The organism is Neisseria sp. P0004.S004 (genome assembly GCF_051963335.1).
In the GTDB taxonomy this organism is placed as follows: Bacteria; Pseudomonadota; Gammaproteobacteria; order Burkholderiales; family Neisseriaceae; genus Neisseria.
In genome coordinates this window covers 62,862-79,079 of the sequence record NZ_JBQCUK010000008.1, presented here as the reverse complement: position 1 = coordinate 79,079, position 16,218 = coordinate 62,862, and the positions used below count along the sequence as shown (strand labels likewise).

Annotated in this window: 15 protein-coding genes and 1 tRNA gene; 8 read left to right on the top strand and 8 right to left on the bottom strand. The window is 51.1% G+C overall.

Annotated elements, in window-relative coordinates; all coding sequences use genetic code 11:
• Positions 1 to 25 precede the first annotated feature (25 nt).
• The 6 genes from ACTHRY_RS08395 to ACTHRY_RS08370 form a co-directional block, all read right to left on the bottom strand.
• The gene (locus tag ACTHRY_RS08395) at positions 26 to 2,857 is read right to left on the bottom strand and encodes a valine--tRNA ligase (RefSeq protein ID WP_049322446.1); all 2,832 of its coding nucleotides are present in this window, start codon (positions 2,855 to 2,857) and stop codon (positions 26 to 28) included.
• 96 nt (positions 2,858 to 2,953) lie between these two features.
• Entirely contained in the window at positions 2,954 to 3,763 is an 810-nt protein-coding gene (gene zupT / locus ACTHRY_RS08390; RefSeq protein ID WP_049322445.1) for a zinc transporter ZupT, read from the bottom strand.
• Between the two features lie 169 nt (positions 3,764 to 3,932).
• On the bottom strand, positions 3,933 to 4,925 hold the full coding sequence (locus tag ACTHRY_RS08385) for a WG repeat-containing protein (RefSeq protein ID WP_049322444.1): 993 nt from the start codon (positions 4,923 to 4,925) through the stop codon (positions 3,933 to 3,935).
• A 377-nt stretch (positions 4,926 to 5,302) separates the two neighbouring features.
• Positions 5,303 to 6,694, bottom strand: a complete 1,392-nt coding sequence (locus ACTHRY_RS08380) for a D-amino acid dehydrogenase (RefSeq protein WP_440374187.1) — start codon at positions 6,692 to 6,694, stop codon at positions 5,303 to 5,305.
• Entirely contained in the window at positions 6,642 to 8,033 is a 1,392-nt protein-coding gene (locus ACTHRY_RS08375) for an alanine/glycine:cation symporter family protein (RefSeq protein WP_049322442.1), read from the bottom strand. The genes ACTHRY_RS08380 and ACTHRY_RS08375 overlap by 53 nt, the downstream gene beginning before the upstream one ends.
• 303 nt (positions 8,034 to 8,336) lie before the next feature.
• Entirely contained in the window at positions 8,337 to 9,179 is an 843-nt protein-coding gene (locus ACTHRY_RS08370; protein WP_049322441.1) for an ATP-grasp domain-containing protein, read from the bottom strand.
• Between the two features lie 125 nt (positions 9,180 to 9,304).
• Here ACTHRY_RS08370 and ACTHRY_RS08365 point away from each other — a divergent pair, with 125 nt between their 5' ends.
• The 5 genes from ACTHRY_RS08365 to ACTHRY_RS08345 all read left to right on the top strand — a co-directional run bounded on the left by ACTHRY_RS08365 (position 9,305) and on the right by ACTHRY_RS08345 (position 13,440).
• Complete coding sequence (locus tag ACTHRY_RS08365) at positions 9,305 to 10,540, top strand: FAD-binding domain-containing protein (protein ID WP_065423764.1); 1,236 nt, start codon at positions 9,305 to 9,307, stop codon at positions 10,538 to 10,540.
• A 147-nt stretch (positions 10,541 to 10,687) separates the two neighbouring features.
• The gene (minC, locus tag ACTHRY_RS08360; protein ID WP_003749320.1) at positions 10,688 to 11,407 is read left to right on the top strand and encodes a septum site-determining protein MinC; all 720 of its coding nucleotides are present in this window, start codon (positions 10,688 to 10,690) and stop codon (positions 11,405 to 11,407) included.
• A gap of 26 nt (positions 11,408 to 11,433) precedes the next feature.
• Positions 11,434 to 12,249 carry a septum site-determining protein MinD gene (minD, locus tag ACTHRY_RS08355; protein ID WP_049322439.1) on the top strand — a complete coding sequence of 272 codons (816 nt, stop codon included), beginning with the start codon at positions 11,434 to 11,436 and terminating at the stop codon, positions 12,247 to 12,249.
• Positions 12,250 to 12,252: 3 nt separating this feature from the next.
• The gene (gene minE, locus ACTHRY_RS08350; protein WP_003680625.1) at positions 12,253 to 12,516 is read left to right on the top strand and encodes a cell division topological specificity factor MinE; all 264 of its coding nucleotides are present in this window, start codon (positions 12,253 to 12,255) and stop codon (positions 12,514 to 12,516) included.
• Between the two features lie 3 nt (positions 12,517 to 12,519).
• Entirely contained in the window at positions 12,520 to 13,440 is a 921-nt protein-coding gene (locus tag ACTHRY_RS08345; RefSeq protein ID WP_003749313.1) for a hydrogen peroxide-inducible genes activator, read from the top strand.
• A 64-nt stretch (positions 13,441 to 13,504) separates the two neighbouring features.
• On the opposite strand, the gene ACTHRY_RS08340 is transcribed toward ACTHRY_RS08345, so the two are convergent.
• Positions 13,505 to 13,717, bottom strand: a complete 213-nt coding sequence (locus ACTHRY_RS08340; protein ID WP_003684747.1) for a glycine zipper 2TM domain-containing protein — start codon at positions 13,715 to 13,717, stop codon at positions 13,505 to 13,507.
• Between the two features lie 254 nt (positions 13,718 to 13,971).
• Between ACTHRY_RS08340 and ACTHRY_RS08335 the strand changes: the two genes are divergently transcribed.
• Both ACTHRY_RS08335 and ACTHRY_RS08330 read left to right on the top strand, forming a co-directional pair.
• The gene (locus ACTHRY_RS08335) at positions 13,972 to 14,421 is read left to right on the top strand and encodes a CopD family copper resistance protein (protein ID WP_036493576.1); all 450 of its coding nucleotides are present in this window, start codon (positions 13,972 to 13,974) and stop codon (positions 14,419 to 14,421) included.
• A 33-nt stretch (positions 14,422 to 14,454) separates the two neighbouring features.
• On the top strand, positions 14,455 to 15,429 hold the full coding sequence (locus ACTHRY_RS08330) for a TerC family protein (protein WP_049322438.1): 975 nt from the start codon (positions 14,455 to 14,457) through the stop codon (positions 15,427 to 15,429).
• A 63-nt stretch (positions 15,430 to 15,492) separates the two neighbouring features.
• Here the strand turns inward: ACTHRY_RS08330 and ACTHRY_RS08325 are convergent, their stop codons facing one another.
• On the bottom strand, positions 15,493 to 15,924 hold the full coding sequence (locus ACTHRY_RS08325; RefSeq protein WP_049322437.1) for an Ag473 family lipoprotein: 432 nt from the start codon (positions 15,922 to 15,924) through the stop codon (positions 15,493 to 15,495).
• Positions 15,925 to 16,105: 181 nt separating this feature from the next.
• On the opposite strand from ACTHRY_RS08325, the gene ACTHRY_RS08320 reads away from it, so the two are divergent.
• Positions 16,106 to 16,181 (top strand) — tRNA-Lys (locus ACTHRY_RS08320).
• The last annotated feature ends 37 nt before the right edge of the window (positions 16,182 to 16,218 follow it).

Genomic DNA, 16,218 nt, shown 5'->3' with positions numbered 1-16,218 from the left:
GACGGCCTTGTCTATTCAATCAAAATCAGTCTTTCAACTTCGCCAACTGGGTTTGAACTTTCGCCATTTTGTCTTCCAATTCCGCCAAATCGGCTTTGTCTTTTTCCACCAAATGCGCCGGGGCTTTTTCGGTGTAGCCGGGTTTGGAGAGTTTGGCATTGAGTTTGTCCAAGGCTTTTTGCAGCTTCTCGGCTTCTTTGCTCAAACGGGCGGTTTCGGCGGCTTTGTCGATTTCGACTTTCAACATCAGGCGCGCGCCGTTGCAGACGGCGACAGGTGCGTCTTCTGCTTCGGGCAGGCTGTCCACCAGCTTGGCTTCGGTCAATCGTGTCAGCGACGGCAGGTATTTGAGCAGGCCTTCGAGTTCTGCGCTGCCTTCGACGAAGAGCGGCGCTTTGACGTTTGGCGCGATACCCATTTCGCCGCGCAGTTTGCGCACTTCTTCCACCAAGTCTTTCAATGCGGCCATTTTGTCGAAGGCCGTCTGAACGATTTGTTCTTTATCGGCTTGCGGATAGGCGGCCAACATGATGCTGTCGGCGGTTTTGGCATTCGCCAGAGGGGCAACGACCTGCCACAGCTCTTCGGTAATGAACGGCATGATTGGGTGCAGCAGGCGCAGGATGGTTTCAAGTACGCGCACGAGGGTGCGGCGTGTGGTGCGCTGGGTTGTCGGGCAGCCGGTTTGGATTTGCACTTTTGCCAGCTCGATGTACCAGTCGCAATATTCGTTCCACACAAATTCGTACAGCGTTTGTGCGGCAAGGTCGAAGCGGTAGGTTTCAAAGGCTTCGGCAACGGCGGCTTCGGCTTGTTGCAGTTTGCCGATAATCCATTGGTCGGCGAAGGTAAACGCCAACGGCTGCATTTCGTCTTGACCGCAGTCTTTGTCTTCGGTGTTCATCAACACGAAGTTGGTGGCGTTCCACAATTTATTGCAGAAGTTGCGGTAGCCTTCGGCGCGTTTGAAGTCGAAGTTGACGCTGCGGCCGAGGCTGGCGTAGCTCGCCATGGTGAAGCGCAATGCGTCCGCGCCCATGCTCGGAATGCCTTCGGGGAAGAGTTTTTTGGTTGCGTCTTCCACTTTCGGCGCGGTTTCGGGTTTGCGCAGGCCGGTGGTACGTTTTACCAGCAGTTTTTCCAAGTCGATGCCGTCGATCAAATCCACAGGGTCGATAACGTTGCCTTCGGATTTGGACATTTTTTTGCCTTCGTGGTCGCGCACGATGCCGTGGATGTACACGTCTTTAAACGGTACTTTGCCGGTGAAGTGGGTGGTCATCATAATCATGCGCGCCACCCAGAAAAAGATGATTTCGTAGCCTGTTACCAAGACGTTGGACGGCAGGAAGGCTTTGAGTTCGTCGGTTTCAGACGGCCAGCCGAGTGTGGAAAACGGTACGAGCGCGGAGGAGAACCATGTATCCAATACATCTTCTTCGCGGGTCAAGCCTGTTTTGCCGGCTTGTTTTTCGGCTTCTTCCTGATTGCGGGCGACGTACACATTGCCTTCGTTGTCGTACCATGCAGGGATTTGATGACCCCACCACAGTTGGCGTGAGATACACCAGTCTTGGATGTTGTTCATCCATTGGTTGTAGGTATTGACCCAGTTTTCAGGGATAAAGCGCACTGCGCCGCTGTCGACGGCTTTTTTGGCTTTGTCGGCGAGGCTCAGGCCTTTGAATTCGCTGTCGGGTTCGCCGCCATTTGGCGTGGCAGACATGGCGACAAACCATTGGCTGGTCAACATCGGTTCAATCACTGAGCCGGTGCGGTCGCCCTTCGGCGTCATCAGCGTGTGCGGTTTGATTTCGACCAAGAAGCCTTGTTCCTGCAAATCGGCAACCATTTGTTTGCGTGCGGCAAAGCGGTCTAAGCCTGCGTATTTTTCAGGCAGGGCAAAGCCTTGTTGCGCTTCGCCTTTGAAGTTGAACACTTCGGCGTTTGCCAGCACTTTGGCTTCCAAATCGAACACATTAATCAGGCGCGTGTTGTGGCGTTTGCCGACTTCGTAGTCGTTGAAGTCGTGCGCAGGCGTGATTTTCACGCAGCCTGTGCCGAAGTCTTTTTCAACGTATTCGTCGGCAATCACGGGAATGGTGCGGCCGGTCAGCGGTAGGATTAATTCTTTGCCGATTAAGTGGGTGTAACGTTCGTCTTCGGGATTGACGGCAACGGCAACGTCGCCCAGCAACGTTTCAGGACGGGTGGTCGCCACGATAACGGCTTCGGCGGGATTGTCCGCCAACGGATAGCGGATGTGCCACATAGAGCCTTGTTCTTCCACGCTTTCCACTTCCAAATCAGACACTGCGGTACCCAATACCGGATCCCAGTTCACCAAGCGTTTGCCGCGGTAAATCAAGCCTTGTTCAAACAGGCGCACAAACACTTCGGTCACGGTTTCGGCACGCACGTCGTCCATTGTGAAATACTCGCGCGTCCAGTCGGCAGAGCAGCCCACGCGGCGCATTTGTTGGGTAATCGTACCGCCGGAAACTTCTTTCCATTCCCACACTTTTTCCAAGAATTTTTCACGACCCAAGTCATGACGGGACACGTTTTGCGCGGCAAGCTGACGCTCGACCACGATTTGCGTAGCGATGCCCGCGTGGTCGGTGCCCGGAATCCAGGCGGTGTTGCAGCCTTTCATGCGGTAGTAGCGGGTCAGGCCGTCCATGATGGTTTGGTTGAAGGCATGACCCATGTGCAGCGTACCGGTTACATTGGGCGGCGGCAGTTGGATGGAGAAAGACGGTTTCGTCAAATCCATATCAGGTTGGAAATAGCCCTGCTCTTCCCAGTTTTGATAATGTTTGGATTCGATTTCGGCTGGATTGTATTTGTCTAACATGATGGAACTTTGTGAAATTAAGGTTATTTTTGATGTGCGGATTATAACGCAAAAAGGCCGTCTGAATCATTTCAGACGGCCTTTGGCATACGGGTTTTAAAAACGGAACAATACCAGGCTGACGGCAATCACCGCCATGCCCGTTGTCAGGCCGTAAACGGTTTCATGGCCGTCTGAATAGCGTTTGGCGGCCGGCAGCAGCTCGTCCAACGCCAAAAACACCATCACACCGGCTATCACGCCGAATACCGAACCAAACACGACAGGCGACAAAAACGGCTGCAAAACCAAATAGCCCAAAGCCGCCCCCAAAGGCTCGGCCAAGCCGGATAGTAGACACGCCCACACCGTTTTCTTACGGCTGCGGGTGGCAAAATAAACCGGCGCGGCAATGGAAATGCCCTCCGGAATATTATGGATGGCAATCGCCAAGGCCAAAGGCATCCCGACCGCCGGATTTTCCAAGGTGGCAAAAAACGTCGCCAAGCCTTCGGGGAAATTGTGCGCCGTAATCGCAAACGCCGCCATCATGCCGACTCGCGCGATATGGCGGCGTTTGCTTTCTTGAAACGACGGATCTTGCGCATCCAAGGTTTCATGCGGGTTCGGCACCAGGCGGTCAATCAGCGCGATGCCGCCCATCCCGGCCAAAAATGCCATGGTCGCCGCCGCAAACGCGTGGTCTTTATCATAAATTTCAGCGAACGCCTCGCTGGATTTGCTGAAAATCTCCGTCAGGGAAACATACACCATCGCACCGCCGGCAAATGCCAAACCAAACGACAACACGCGCGGATTGGGCGTTTTGGAAAACATCACCAAACCGCTGCCTAATACGGTAAACAAACCGGCAGCCAACGTGATGGAAAAGGCAACGGCCAAATTAGACATCGAAAAATCGGGCATGAGAAAACCTGCGCTAAAAGCTGGGACAGGTTCAGACTAACACTTTTTAATGCATATGATAATAGTTATTATTTATTTTATTGATTGAATACACGGATTTTGAAACAAAAGGCCGTCTGAAAAATGGTTTTCAGACGGCCCTACCTACTGACAAAAAATTCAGGAATTGCTATTCAATCTCAACTGGTTTGCCTTGCTTATCAATATAAAAGAATTCATCTTCACTAAAATCTTCGTCTTTAAATTCATTCTTCATATTGACAAATGCCACACCATTTTGGAAATCATTAACAGTACCAAATTTGAACGGTATAACTACTTTACCGGTTTTATCTAAATAACCGAATTTGCCGTTTAATTCTGCACCGATCAAACCTTCACTCAATGAACCTAGATATGCATATTTAAAAGGGATAACTACCTTTCCCTTTTTATCGATATAGCCATATTTACCATTTTGTGAAACTCTTGCCATACCATCATTAAAATTAGAAGCACTTTTATATCGCGCAGGAATTACCCACTGATTTCGTTTATCGATATAACCCCATTTATCAAGAATCTGAACAGCAGCTACACCTTCATTAAAATCAAAAGCCCCTTCATATTTTGGTGGAATAACCATCTCACCTTTTATATTGATATAGCCATATTTATTTGTATCAGCAGTGACAACTACCGCCAGTCCTTCACTGAATAAGTCGATTTTAACATATTGGAATGGTATGACAACTTTGCCCTTTGTATCAATAAAGCCCCATTTGCCTTTTTGTTTAGCAGGAGCAATACCTTGTAAAAAATCACCAGGCAAATCCTCAAATTTAAAAGGAATAACCTCTTTGCCACTAGCATTGATATAGCCGCATAAAACCTGATCTGATTTCCCTACTATTTTACATACTGCTGCCAATCCTTCAGAAAAATCACGGGCAAGATAATATTTGAGTGGAACAACAATCTTCCCTTGTCGATTGGCAAAACCATGCAAAAAAAGATTCTTCTCGTTACCAACCTTGATAACCATAGACAAGCCTTCTTCGTTAAGGCAATAAACCGTGCTGTCACTTTCTCTACCGGTTAATTTTGGTTTTTCGCAGGTATCAGCCAGCGCAAGAGGGATATACACTGATGCAATAAAAATACCCAAAAATATTTTCTTCACACTTAACCCTTTTAAAAATGATGTATAAATTCTATAAGAAAATTATAAGACATGTCCATCTTCAAAAACGGCAATGTTACTGAAAGGAAATATGGGACAATCTCCTACGCTTTTCCCAAGCTGCTACCGTCCCTCAACATAGCCACAACCGGGTTGTTTTGCTAAATCACACTGCCTTTGGAAAATACCGGCAATATCGCCAACATGAAGAACAGGCCACAAACTTTTTTCAAATCCATCCGTATTTCTTTTACAAAAAATCTTTACGTCAGTCCGATTGCAGTATAACAAGACATACTGGGAACAAAAGGCCGTCTGAAAATGATTTTCAGACGGCCTTTAAATTTGAAATGCCGCTAACTTTATCGCTTTCCAGCTTAAGCCTGATAGCGCGACAGGCTCAAGTCGTCGCTGCGGATTTCAGTGTCTTTGCCGCTCACGATATCGGCGGTCAATTTTGCCGAACCCAGCGACATGGTCCAGCCTAAAGTACCGTGGCCGGTATTCAGGAACAGGTTTTCAAAGCGGGTGCGGCCGATTAACGGCGTGCTGTCGGGCGTCATTGGTCTGAGGCCGCTCCAGAACAATGCCTGACTCAAATCGCCGCCTTCGGGGAACAAATCGTTGACGACCAAAGCCAATGTTTCGCGGCGTTTGTCGGACAGTTTGATTTCATAGCCCGACAATTCCGCCATGCCGCCGACGCGGATTCTGTTATCAAAGCGCGTGATGGCGACTTTGTAGCTTTCATCCAAAACGGTGGACACCGGCGCACCGTCGGAATTTGTGACCGGCAGGGTCAAGGAATAGCCTTTGACGGGATAAATGGGCAGATCGAGATCCAACTGCGCCAAAACCGTCCTGCTGAAGCAGCCGAGCGCGCAGACAACGGCATCTGCTTCAAACCGCCCTGTTTCGGTTTCAACGGCTTTAATGCGCAGCCCGTTGTGGTCGATGCGGCGGATGGTTTGGTTGAAATGGAACTGTACGCCTTTTTCCAGACACAGTTTGTACAGGTTTTGGGTGAAGAGGTGGCAGTCGCCGGTCGCATCCGCAGGCAGGTGCAGGCCGCCGGCAATTTTGGCAGTAACGCGCGCCAGCGCAGGCTCAAACTCTGCGCATTCTTCGGGTTTCAGACGGCGGTAGGGCACGCCGTAGCGTTCCAAAACGGCAATGTCTTGTTCTGCCGCTTCGACTTCTTTGGTTTGGCGGAAAATCTGCAACGTCCCTTTTTTGCGCCCTTCAAAATTCATGCCGGTTTGCACTTCAAAACGGCGGAACATTTCTCGGCTGTATTCAGAAATCCTGACCATGCGCTCTTTATTGATTTGATAGCGCGCTGCCGTGCAGTTTTGCAGCATTTGCCACAGCCATTCGATTTGATACAGGCTGCCGTCGGGGCGAAACAGCAAAGGCGGATGGCTTTTAAACAGCCATTTCAGCGCTTTGGTCGGGATGCCGGGTGCAGCCCAGGGCGTGGTATAGCCGTAAGAGAGCTGGCCTGCGTTGGCAAAACTGGTTTCCATCGCCACGCCCTCGGCGCGGTCGATGACCGTTACTTCATGTCCGGCCTCTGCCAGATACCACGCGGAAGATACGCCGGCAACTCCGGCACCTAAAACCAGCACTTTCATTTTTCTCCTCCTCTGACTTTTTTCAAAACAAACTGATATACATCGGGCCGTCTGAATGTTCCGTTTCAGACGGCCTTGGACATCAATGCGGCAATTCACCGTTTTTGATTTTTTGTTTGAAGTCGCGCGTTTCATTGACGATGACTTTCGCCATCAACAAAAGCGCAATCAGGTTGGGCAATGCCATCAAGCCGTTGAATGTGTCCGAAGCCAGCCACACCAAATCAAGGCTCAACACGGTTCCCAGCATAACGGAAGAAACATAACCCACGCGGTAGAGGGCGGCAAAGCGTTCGCCGAAAACGTACACCGCGCATTTCTCGCCGTAATAACACCAGCCGAGAATGGTTGAGTAAGCAAAGAAAATCAGGCCGATGGTCACAATCCAGCCACCGATGCCGGGCAGCATTTTTTGGAAAGTGACGGTTGTCAACGCCGCGCCGCTCAATTCAGGTTTGACAAACTCGCCGCCTGCGCCGAGCAGACCCATGACCAACACGATACCGGTAATCGAGCAGACAACGATGGTGTCCAAAAACGTACCGGTCATGGAAACCAAGGCCTGGCGGACGGGATGGTCGGTTTTCGCGGCGGCGGCGGCAATCGGCGCAGAACCCATGCCCGCTTCATTGGAGAACACACCGCGCGCCACGCCGTAGCGGATGACCGTGCCGATGGCGCCGCCGGCCACGGCTTGCGCGCTAAACGCATCGGAGAAAATCAGTTTGACGGCAGGCATCAGTGCGTCAGAATTCACGACAATAATGGAAATACCGCCCACTACATAAAATACGGCCATAGCAGGCACGATAAAGGACGCCGCTTTGGCGATGCCCTTAATGCCGCCTAAAAGCACGATGGCCGTTAATACAGTCAATATCACGCCGGTGTAGGCAGGTTCGACGCCGAAGCTGGTTTGCACTGCCTGCGCAACCGAGTTGGACTGCACCGAGCTGCCGATACCGAAGGAAGCGAATGTGCCGAACAGGGCAAACGCGACGGCCATCCATTTCCAGTTTTTGCCTAAGCCTTTTTCGATGTAATACATCGGGCCGCCGGACATTTCGCCTTTGGAGTTGGTCACACGGTATTTCACCGCCAACACGCCCTCGCCGTATTTGGTGGCCATGCCGAAAATAGCGGTCATCCACATCCAAAATACCGCGCCCGGGCCGCCGGTTACCACCGCAGTCGCCACGCCGGCGATATTGCCCGTACCGATGGTGGCCGACAGCGCGGTCATCAACGCTGCAAAATGGGAAATATCGCCTTCATGGTCTTCGCCGTCTTCATGCTTCTTTGACGGCACAAACGCCTGTTTCAGTGCATAACCCAACATGGTGAACTGCAAGCCTTTCAGCAAAACGGTCAGCAAAATGCCCGTACCGACCAGCAGCATCAACATAATAGGCCCCCAGACCCAGCCGCTGATGGTTTCAAAAAAGGCTTTGAGATTGTCTAAAAGCAATTGCATGGTTTTTCTCCTTTGTCTGTTTTATTTTTTAAAACACCACTTTTTTGTAGTGCCCTGTAATTTCAGCACAGAATGTTTAAGATTACAACATATTTATTTTCAAAAGCTTTTCGTATTTTTACCCTAAATAAAACCCAATCAACACCAAGAAAATTGTTTACAATCCAGAGCAGACCAAGACCCCAGCCCAATTAAAATGACAAATAAAAGCATGCTTTAAAACATCTTCCTGCCAACTGTTTAAAAAAATTCAGGCCATCTGAAAAAAGTCTTTCAGACGGCCTGAATGTGCGTGCCGCAATCCTATTCCAACAACCCAGCCAACATTCGGGCAAAACGCTCCGCCGCGCCTTCGCTGGTGTGCAGGTACAGGGCAGGTTCGATGAGTTCCAACTCATTGAGCAGGAAGGTATCGCCAATCAGTGTGCCGTCCACGCGGGCATAAACCGGCATTTGCGGCAAGGCGGCCAGTACGTCTTGCGCGGCACTGATGGCAAACTCGGGCGGCTCGATACCGAACACCGACACGCCATAGGCCGAGTTGGCGCGCCATTCGCCTTGCGGCGGCTGACGGCGCACGGCATGGCTGAATGCGCCGTTGAAAAACACCAGCGAGGTTTCGCCTGCCGTTTCGATTTCGCGGATATACGGTTGAACAATCATGCCTTGCGGATAATCCGCCATATCCACGTCCAATGCCTCCGCACAAACTTTGACCACACCTTTGCCGCTCTGACCGAATGCGGGCTTGACGACTGCTTCCGTCCAGCCTTGTTGTTTCAGAATATCGGCCAATTTGTCTTTGTGCGCGGGAACGAACACGCTGGGAATTACTTGCGCGCCGCGCGCCGCCAAATCGCACAAATACGTCTTTTCCATATTCCAAGCCATCAATTCGGGCGGATTGATAAAACGCTGCCCCGCCTGCCCGGCTTGCTCCAGCCATTGGCGGAAGGCTTCGGGTTCGGCGGCATAATCCCATGCGCACAAAGGCAGCAAAAACGGCGCGGACGGATGGTTTTGCCACGCATCAAATACGGTTTTCACACCCATGGTTTCCAAATGCGCCGCCAATGTTTTCAGGTTGTCCGACGGTTCGGGATAGGTTTGGCAGGTAATGAGTGCCAAAACGGTTTGCTCGGTCATGGTTGCATCTCGTTGCTAAAACCAAAATTATATAGCGAAATCAAACCAAAAGATTTTTCAGACGGCCTGATACATAAGGCCGATTCTGATAAAATGGTTTCCCCCTTTTCCGTCGGAACATGCTCATGAAATCTGCCCACGTCCTTGTCTGGTTCCGCCGCAACCTCCGCCTGCACGACAATGCCGCGCTTAATGCCGCCGTTGCAAGCGGTTTACCCATCGCCTGCGTCTGGGTCAGCCAAAGGCCGTCTGAAAACCACAATCCGCGTCAAAGCCTGTTCCATTATCAAGCCGCGCAAGAGCTACATACCCGTCTGGCGGCACACCATATTCCCTTATATGCCGTCGCTTCCGACGAAGACCTCCTCCCCTTGGCCGCTTCGCTCCATGCCCATACCGTCATCACTGACGAAGCCTACACCGAAGCCGAAATCCGCCAAGACAACCTTCTCTGGCACAATTTCGACCGCGCAGGCATTGCCCTGCAACACGCCAACGACCGCGGTATCTTGGCCAAAGCCCCCCTCATGGATGCCAACGGCCTGCCCTACACCGATTTTGCCGCCTATAAACAAGCATGGTTGCAGGCCTATTCAGGACAAAGGCCGTCTGAAACCGAATTGCCTGTTCAAACCGGACAAAACGTTCCACTGTTTCCAGCCCATACCGGCGCAGTATTGCCTGCCTATCAACAGGGCGGCGAAACCGCGGCCTTAACGCAATGGCACGCGTTCAAACAGAATTTGGTTCACTACCCGATTACCCAAAATTTTCCGGCACGAAAAAACACCAGCCTCCTCAATGCCTACCTGTCCGCAGGCTGCATTTCACCGCGCCTGCTGGCCGCCGAAAGCTTGGCAAACCGACATTTCGAGTGGCTGGACAAGCTTATTTTCCGCGACTACTGCTACCAGCTCGCCTACCACCGCCGACTACCCGAAACAACCGATGCCGCCCCGGTGCGCGAATACTGGCGCAACGGCCAAACCGGCGTACCCGTCATCGACGCCTCCATCCGCAGCCTCGAAGCCACCGGCCACTTACACCCTGTTCTCCAGCAGCTGTGCGCCCACTATTTCTGCCATGCCCTCAACCTCGACCCCAACCAAGGCATCGCGTGGACAGCCTCCGTCCAAACCGGCACCGACCCCGCGCTCAACCAAGCCAACTGGCACCTTGCCGCTCAAGACACAACCACTGTCCGCTATGCTCACCGTTCGCACCAAATCGACCCCGACGGCAGCTACATCCGCAGTTACCTCCCCGAATTGGCACACCTGCCGTCCACCCTCATCCACACACCGTGGGCGGCCGCCGATGACATCGACACACACGGCTACCCCTTCCCCAAGGCCGTCTGAAACAGAGCTTCACACCAAAAAACCACACTAAACACAACTAAAAAACGCCCAAACAAAATATTTTGGTTTCAGACGGCCAAACAGATTGAATAGCCAAGATTTACACGGTAAACTTACATCATTAAAAAATTTTATTATTTCATTACAATGAAACCCGCATTCGACATAAAAACGTCACGTTTGGACGTCTTATCCATCCATCTGCACACCGCAGATCTAACCGAATTGGAAGAATTCCTGCGCCAACTGGCAGGCCAGTCCCAAGACGAATTCGTTCCCTTTATTTTAGACGTACAAGATTTCGACCATCCCGAATCCATCGATTTGGGCGGCATGATTTCCCTGTTTGCCCGTTACGGCATGCAAATCTTAGGGCTGCACCACACCAGCGACACATGGGCGGCGGCGGCGGCACGTTACCACTTGGTCTTCAAACAAGGCAACGCCACCCAGGCAGCCGACACACAGGCAGCGCCCACCCCGCGCCAAGCCCCGCAGCCGCAAGACGTACAAGCCACCGTCATCAACAATCCGACCGTATTGGTCAGCACGCCCGTGCGTACCGGCCAGCAGGTGTACGCTGAAAACGGCGACCTCATCGTTACCGGCATCGTCAGCCAAGGTGCAGAACTTATCGCCGACGGCAACATCCATATTTACGCCCCCATGCGCGGCAGAGCGTTGGCCGGAGCAAAAGGCAACACCAACGCGCGCATCTTTATTCATTCCATGCAGGCCGAATTAGTCTCCGTTGCCGGTATCTACCGCAACTTCGAGCAAGACCTGCCCGAGCATCTGCACAAAAAACCCGTACAAGTATCATTGCAAGACAACCGACTGGTTATCAGCGCAATCGACGCCGAATAAACATCAGTACTTAAAAAGGAAATATCGTGTCCAAAATCATCGTAGTAACTTCAGGTAAAGGCGGCGTAGGCAAGACCACTACCAGCGCCAGCATCGCAACCGGCCTGGCCCTGCGCGGCCACAAAACCGCCGTGATCGACTTCGACGTCGGTTTGCGCAACCTCGACCTGATTATGGGTTGCGAACGCCGCGTCGTGTATGACCTCATCAACGTCATCCAAGGCGAAGCCACACTCAACCAAGCCCTGATTAAAGACAAAAACTGCGAAAACCTCTACATCCTGCCCGCCTCGCAAACCCGCGACAAAGACGCGCTGACCCGCGAAGGCGTGGACAACGTGATGAAAGAGCTGTCCAGCAAAAAAATGGGCTTCGAGTTCATTATCTGCGACTCCCCTGCCGGTATCGAACAAGGCGCACTGATGGCGCTCTACTTTGCCGACGAAGCCATCATCACTACCAATCCGGAAGTATCCAGCGTCCGCGACTCCGACCGCATCTTGGGTATTTTGCAAAGCAAATCCCGCAAAGCAGAACAAGGCAGCACTGTTAAAGAGCACCTGCTGATTACCCGCTACTCCCCTGAGCGCGTGGCTAAAGGCGAAATGCTGTCTGTACAAGACATCTGCGATATCTTGCGTATTCCGTTGATCGGTGTGATTCCTGAATCACAAAACGTCCTGCAAGCTTCCAACGCCGGCGAACCTGTCATCCACCAAGACAATGCCGCAGCAGCAGAAGCCTACAAGGACGTTATCGCCCGCCTCTTGGGTGAAAACCGCGAAATGCGTTTCCTCGAAGCTGAGAAGAAAAGCTTCTTAAAACGACTGTTCGGAGGTTAATACATGTCACTGCTCGATATGCTGTTCGGCAGAAAGCCGAAAACCGCCACCGTCGCGCGCGACCGCCTGCAAATCATCATCGCGCAAGAACGCGCACAAGAAGGCCAAGCTCCGGACTATCTGCCGACCTTGCGCAAAGAGCTGCTGGAAGTCCTGTCCAAATACGTCAACGTATCATTGGACGACATCCGCATCTCCCAAGAGAAACAAGACGGCTTGGACGTTCTTGAGCTGAACATCACCCTGCCGGAACAAAAAAAGGCTTAACACATGACCTTGACCGAATTGCGTTACATCGTAGCCGTCGCACAAGAACGTCACTTCGGACGTGCCGCACGACGCTGCTTTGTCAGCCAGCCCACCCTCTCCATCGCCATCAAAAAGCTGGAGGAAGAGCTGTCGGTATCCCTGTTCGACCGTAGCAGCAACGACATCATCACGACCGAAGCGGGCGAGCGCATTGTCGCCCAAGCCCGCCGGGTTCTGGAAGAAGCCGAACTCATCAAGCACCTTGCCAATGAAGAGCAAAACGAATTGGAAGGCGCGTTCAAACTCGGCCTGATTTTTACCGTTGCCCCCTACCTTCTGCCCAAGCTCATTACCGCGCTGCGTGAAACCGCGCCGAAAATGCCGCTGATGCTGGAAGAGAACTATACCCACATCCTGACCGAGTCGCTCAAACGCGGCGATGTCGATGCAATCGTCGTTGCCGAACCGTTCCAAGAGCCGGGCATCGTAACCGAGCCTCTGTATGACGAACCTTTCTTCGTCATCGTTCCCAAAGGACATCACTTTGAAGAACTCGATGCCGTTACGCCTCAGCTTTTGAGCGAAGAACAAGTGTTGCTGCTGTCCGAAGGCAACTGTATGCGCGACCAAGTGTTGGCAAGCTGTTCCGAATTGGCTTCCAAGCAAAAAATCCAGGGCTTGACCAATACCCTACAAGGCAGCTCCATCAACACCATCCGCCACATGGTTGCCAGCGGCCTGGCCATCAGCGTCATGCCGGCTACCGCATTGACCGAAAACGACCATATGCTTTTCAGCATTATCCCGTTTGAAGGCACTGCACCGCACCGCCGTGTCGTTTTGGCTTATCGCCGCAACTTTGTCCGCCCGAAAGCACTGACTGCCTTGCGCACTGCCATTTTGCAATCGCAACTGACCGGTGTAACGTTCGTCAACGAATAAACCGCAAAACAAAAGGCCGTCTGAACATTCAGACGGCCTTTTTTATTTTTAACCGAATAAAGGATTAGTAGCGGGTATGAACCTGGCTGCCGATAACGCCACCCAAAGCCGCACCACCCAAGGTAGAGCCGGTATCGCCACCAATCAAGTTACCTGCCACACCACCCAATACCGCACCAGCAGCAGTGTTGCGTTGGGTTTGAGTCATATTGGCACACGCGCCCAAAGAAGCGGCCAGCATGATCAAGGTCACAGTTTTTGCAAAAGTTTTCTTCATGGTTTGATTCTCCATCAGAGGTTAAGCTTTATATGAAATAGTATGGCACAACCTTTCATTAATATATTTTCTGATAAGTAAAGACAAATTAAACTAAGATAACGCTCTTAATGAACGGTTAAATGCAAAAACAAACGGTAATTCCAAAAGAATATTTATAAAATTTAATATATTTGGCATAAAATTGCGCATACATCAACTGTATTCGGTAGTGATACAATGACGACTTGTCTGAATTACCGGAAACACCCGTCATGAGTATCTACGCACTGGCACACATCATCCACGTTTATTGCGCGATTGCCTTTGTCGGCGGCGTATTTTTCGAAATGCTGGTCCTCTCCGTTTTACACACCGGCCGAGTTTCACGCGAATCGCGCCGCGAAGTCGAACGTGCCATGTCCTATCGTGCCGTCCGCGTGATGCCGCCTGTCGTCATTACCCTGTTCATCAGCGGGATCGTGATGGTGTACAACCGCTACCTGCCGATACTGCACCACCCTTTCGACAGCTCCTTCGGCATCATGCTGAGCATCAAAATCCTGTTGGCAGTAAGCGTTTTGGTACATTTTGCCATCGCCGTCGTCAAAATGGCACGGCACACCCTCACCGTCGGCTGGTCGAAATACATACACGCCGTCGTATTCAGCCATATGCTGTTTATCGTCTTTTTTGCCAAAGCAATGTTCTACCTGTCTTGGTAAACCTTACCCCTCCCCCACACACAAGGATTGTTTATGACCCAATACCCGTCCGTCGGCTCGCCGATGTTTTACGGCATCTTCTTTATTGCCGTCTTAATCATGATTGCCATCGATATGGTGTCGCTGAAAAAAAACGGCGCCCACAAAGTCAGCATTAAAGAAGCCCTCGCTTGGAGCGGCATTTGGGTGGCCGTATCCTGCGCATTTGCCGGCTGGCTCTATTTCGAAATGGCAGGTAACCCGGCTTACGGGGCCGTTGTCGCCAAAGAAAAAATCCTCGAATTCTTCACCGGCTATGTGCTCGAAAAATCCCTTGCCGTCGACAACATCTTCGTTTTCCTGATGATTTTCGGCTATTTCAAAGTCGAACCCAAATTCCAACACCGCGTCCTGCTCTATGGCGTATTCGGCGCCATCGTCCTGCGCGCCATCATGATTTTCATCGGCGCGGCACTGGTACAGCAATTCGAATGGATTCTCTACCTTTTCGGCGCATTCCTGCTCTATACCGGCATCCACATGATGAAACCCGAATCGGACGAAGAAGAAGACCTTTCCCAAAACAAAATCCTGACCCTGCTCAAAAAAGTCATCCCGACCAGCCCACAGTTTGACGGTGAAAAATTCTTTACCATTGAAAACGGCAAACGCATCGCTACGCCGCTTTTGCTGGTATTGATTATGATCGAATTGAGCGACGTCATCTTCGCCGTGGACAGCATCCCCGCTATTTTTGCCGTAACCACCGACCCTTTCATCGTCCTCACTTCCAACATTTTTGCCATCTTGGGCCTGCGTGCCATGTACTTCTTACTGGCAGACTTTGCCGAACGCTTTATTTTCCTCAAATACGGCTTGGCTTTCGTGTTGAGCTTTATCGGTATCAAGATGCTGATTATGCACTGGGTGCATATCCCGATTTCCATTTCCCTGTCCGTCGTCTTTGGCGCACTGGGCGCGTCCATCCTGACTTCTTTGGTGTACACGCGTCAGCAAGAGAAAAAATAATCTGCCGATATAAAAAGGCCGTCTGAACATTTCAGACGGCCTTTTCAAATATCAAACACCAGCTTATTTAGCAGCATCTTTCAATTTGTCGGCAGCTTCTTGAGTTGCATCGGCAGCTTTACCCAAAGCATCTTTAGCCGCATCTTTGGCAGCGTCTTTAGCTTCGCCCACAGCAGCTTTTGCATCGTCCAAAGCTTTGTCGCTGGCTTCTTTAGCACCATCGATGGCTTTACCGGTAGTTTCTTTAGCATCGGAAATTGCTTTCTCCGCAGTTTCCTTCGCATCAGCACCGGCTTCTTTAGCGTCAGAAACAGCCTGTTCAGCAACGCCTTTAGCTTCGGAAGCAGCAGCATCAGCAGCAGAAGCCGCGTGTTCAGCAGCAGCGTTCACATCAGAAGCAACGGCAGAAGCCGCTTCTTGAGTTTCCTGTTTCGCCTCTTGAGAACAAGCAGCCAAACCAGCCACCATCATCGCAGCAATCAATAATTTTTTCATGTTGTATATCCTTTGATCTAAAAAATATCCATCAGAACTGACAGATTAGAAAATCATAACATAATTAATACTCGAAAACGGGAGAATTAACGCCAAATAACAACCGATTTACGTTTTTTGAAAAAATTTCAAAAAAACAGTTGACGAAAAGAAACAAGCTCCCTATAATGCACAGCTTATCGGGTCGTTAGCTCAGTCGGTAGAGCAGCGGACTTTTAATCCGTTGGTCGAGCGTTCGAATCGCTCACGACCCACCAAATATGAAAACCTGCTTTAAAAAAAGCAGGTTTTTTT

Excerpts from the sequence above, each read along its gene's own strand:
- minE (WP_003680625.1), top strand. The coding sequence starts at position 12,253 with ATGTCACTGCTCGATATGCTGTTCGGCAGAAAGCCGAAAACCGCCACC.
- ACTHRY_RS08335 (WP_036493576.1), top strand. The coding sequence starts at position 13,972 with ATGAGTATCTACGCACTGGCACACATCATCCACGTTTATTGCGCGATT.
- ACTHRY_RS08395 (WP_049322446.1), bottom strand. The coding sequence starts at position 2,857 with ATGTTAGACAAATACAATCCAGCCGAAATCGAATCCAAACATTATCAA.
- ACTHRY_RS08380 (WP_440374187.1), bottom strand. The coding sequence starts at position 6,694 with ATGAAACGCGCGACTTCAAACAAAAAATCAAAAACGGTGAATTGCCGC.
- minC (WP_003749320.1), top strand. The coding sequence starts at position 10,688 with ATGAAACCCGCATTCGACATAAAAACGTCACGTTTGGACGTCTTATCC.
- ACTHRY_RS08330 (WP_049322438.1), top strand. The coding sequence starts at position 14,455 with ATGACCCAATACCCGTCCGTCGGCTCGCCGATGTTTTACGGCATCTTC.
- ACTHRY_RS08370 (WP_049322441.1), bottom strand. The coding sequence starts at position 9,179 with ATGACCGAGCAAACCGTTTTGGCACTCATTACCTGCCAAACCTATCCC.
- ACTHRY_RS08345 (WP_003749313.1), top strand. The coding sequence starts at position 12,520 with ATGACCTTGACCGAATTGCGTTACATCGTAGCCGTCGCACAAGAACGT.
- ACTHRY_RS08340 (WP_003684747.1), bottom strand. The coding sequence starts at position 13,717 with ATGAAGAAAACTTTTGCAAAAACTGTGACCTTGATCATGCTGGCCGCT.
- ACTHRY_RS08365 (WP_065423764.1), top strand. The coding sequence starts at position 9,305 with ATGAAATCTGCCCACGTCCTTGTCTGGTTCCGCCGCAACCTCCGCCTG.
- ACTHRY_RS08325 (WP_049322437.1), bottom strand. The coding sequence starts at position 15,924 with ATGAAAAAATTATTGATTGCTGCGATGATGGTGGCTGGTTTGGCTGCT.
- zupT (WP_049322445.1), bottom strand. The coding sequence starts at position 3,763 with ATGCCCGATTTTTCGATGTCTAATTTGGCCGTTGCCTTTTCCATCACG.
- ACTHRY_RS08375 (WP_049322442.1), bottom strand. The coding sequence starts at position 8,033 with ATGCAATTGCTTTTAGACAATCTCAAAGCCTTTTTTGAAACCATCAGC.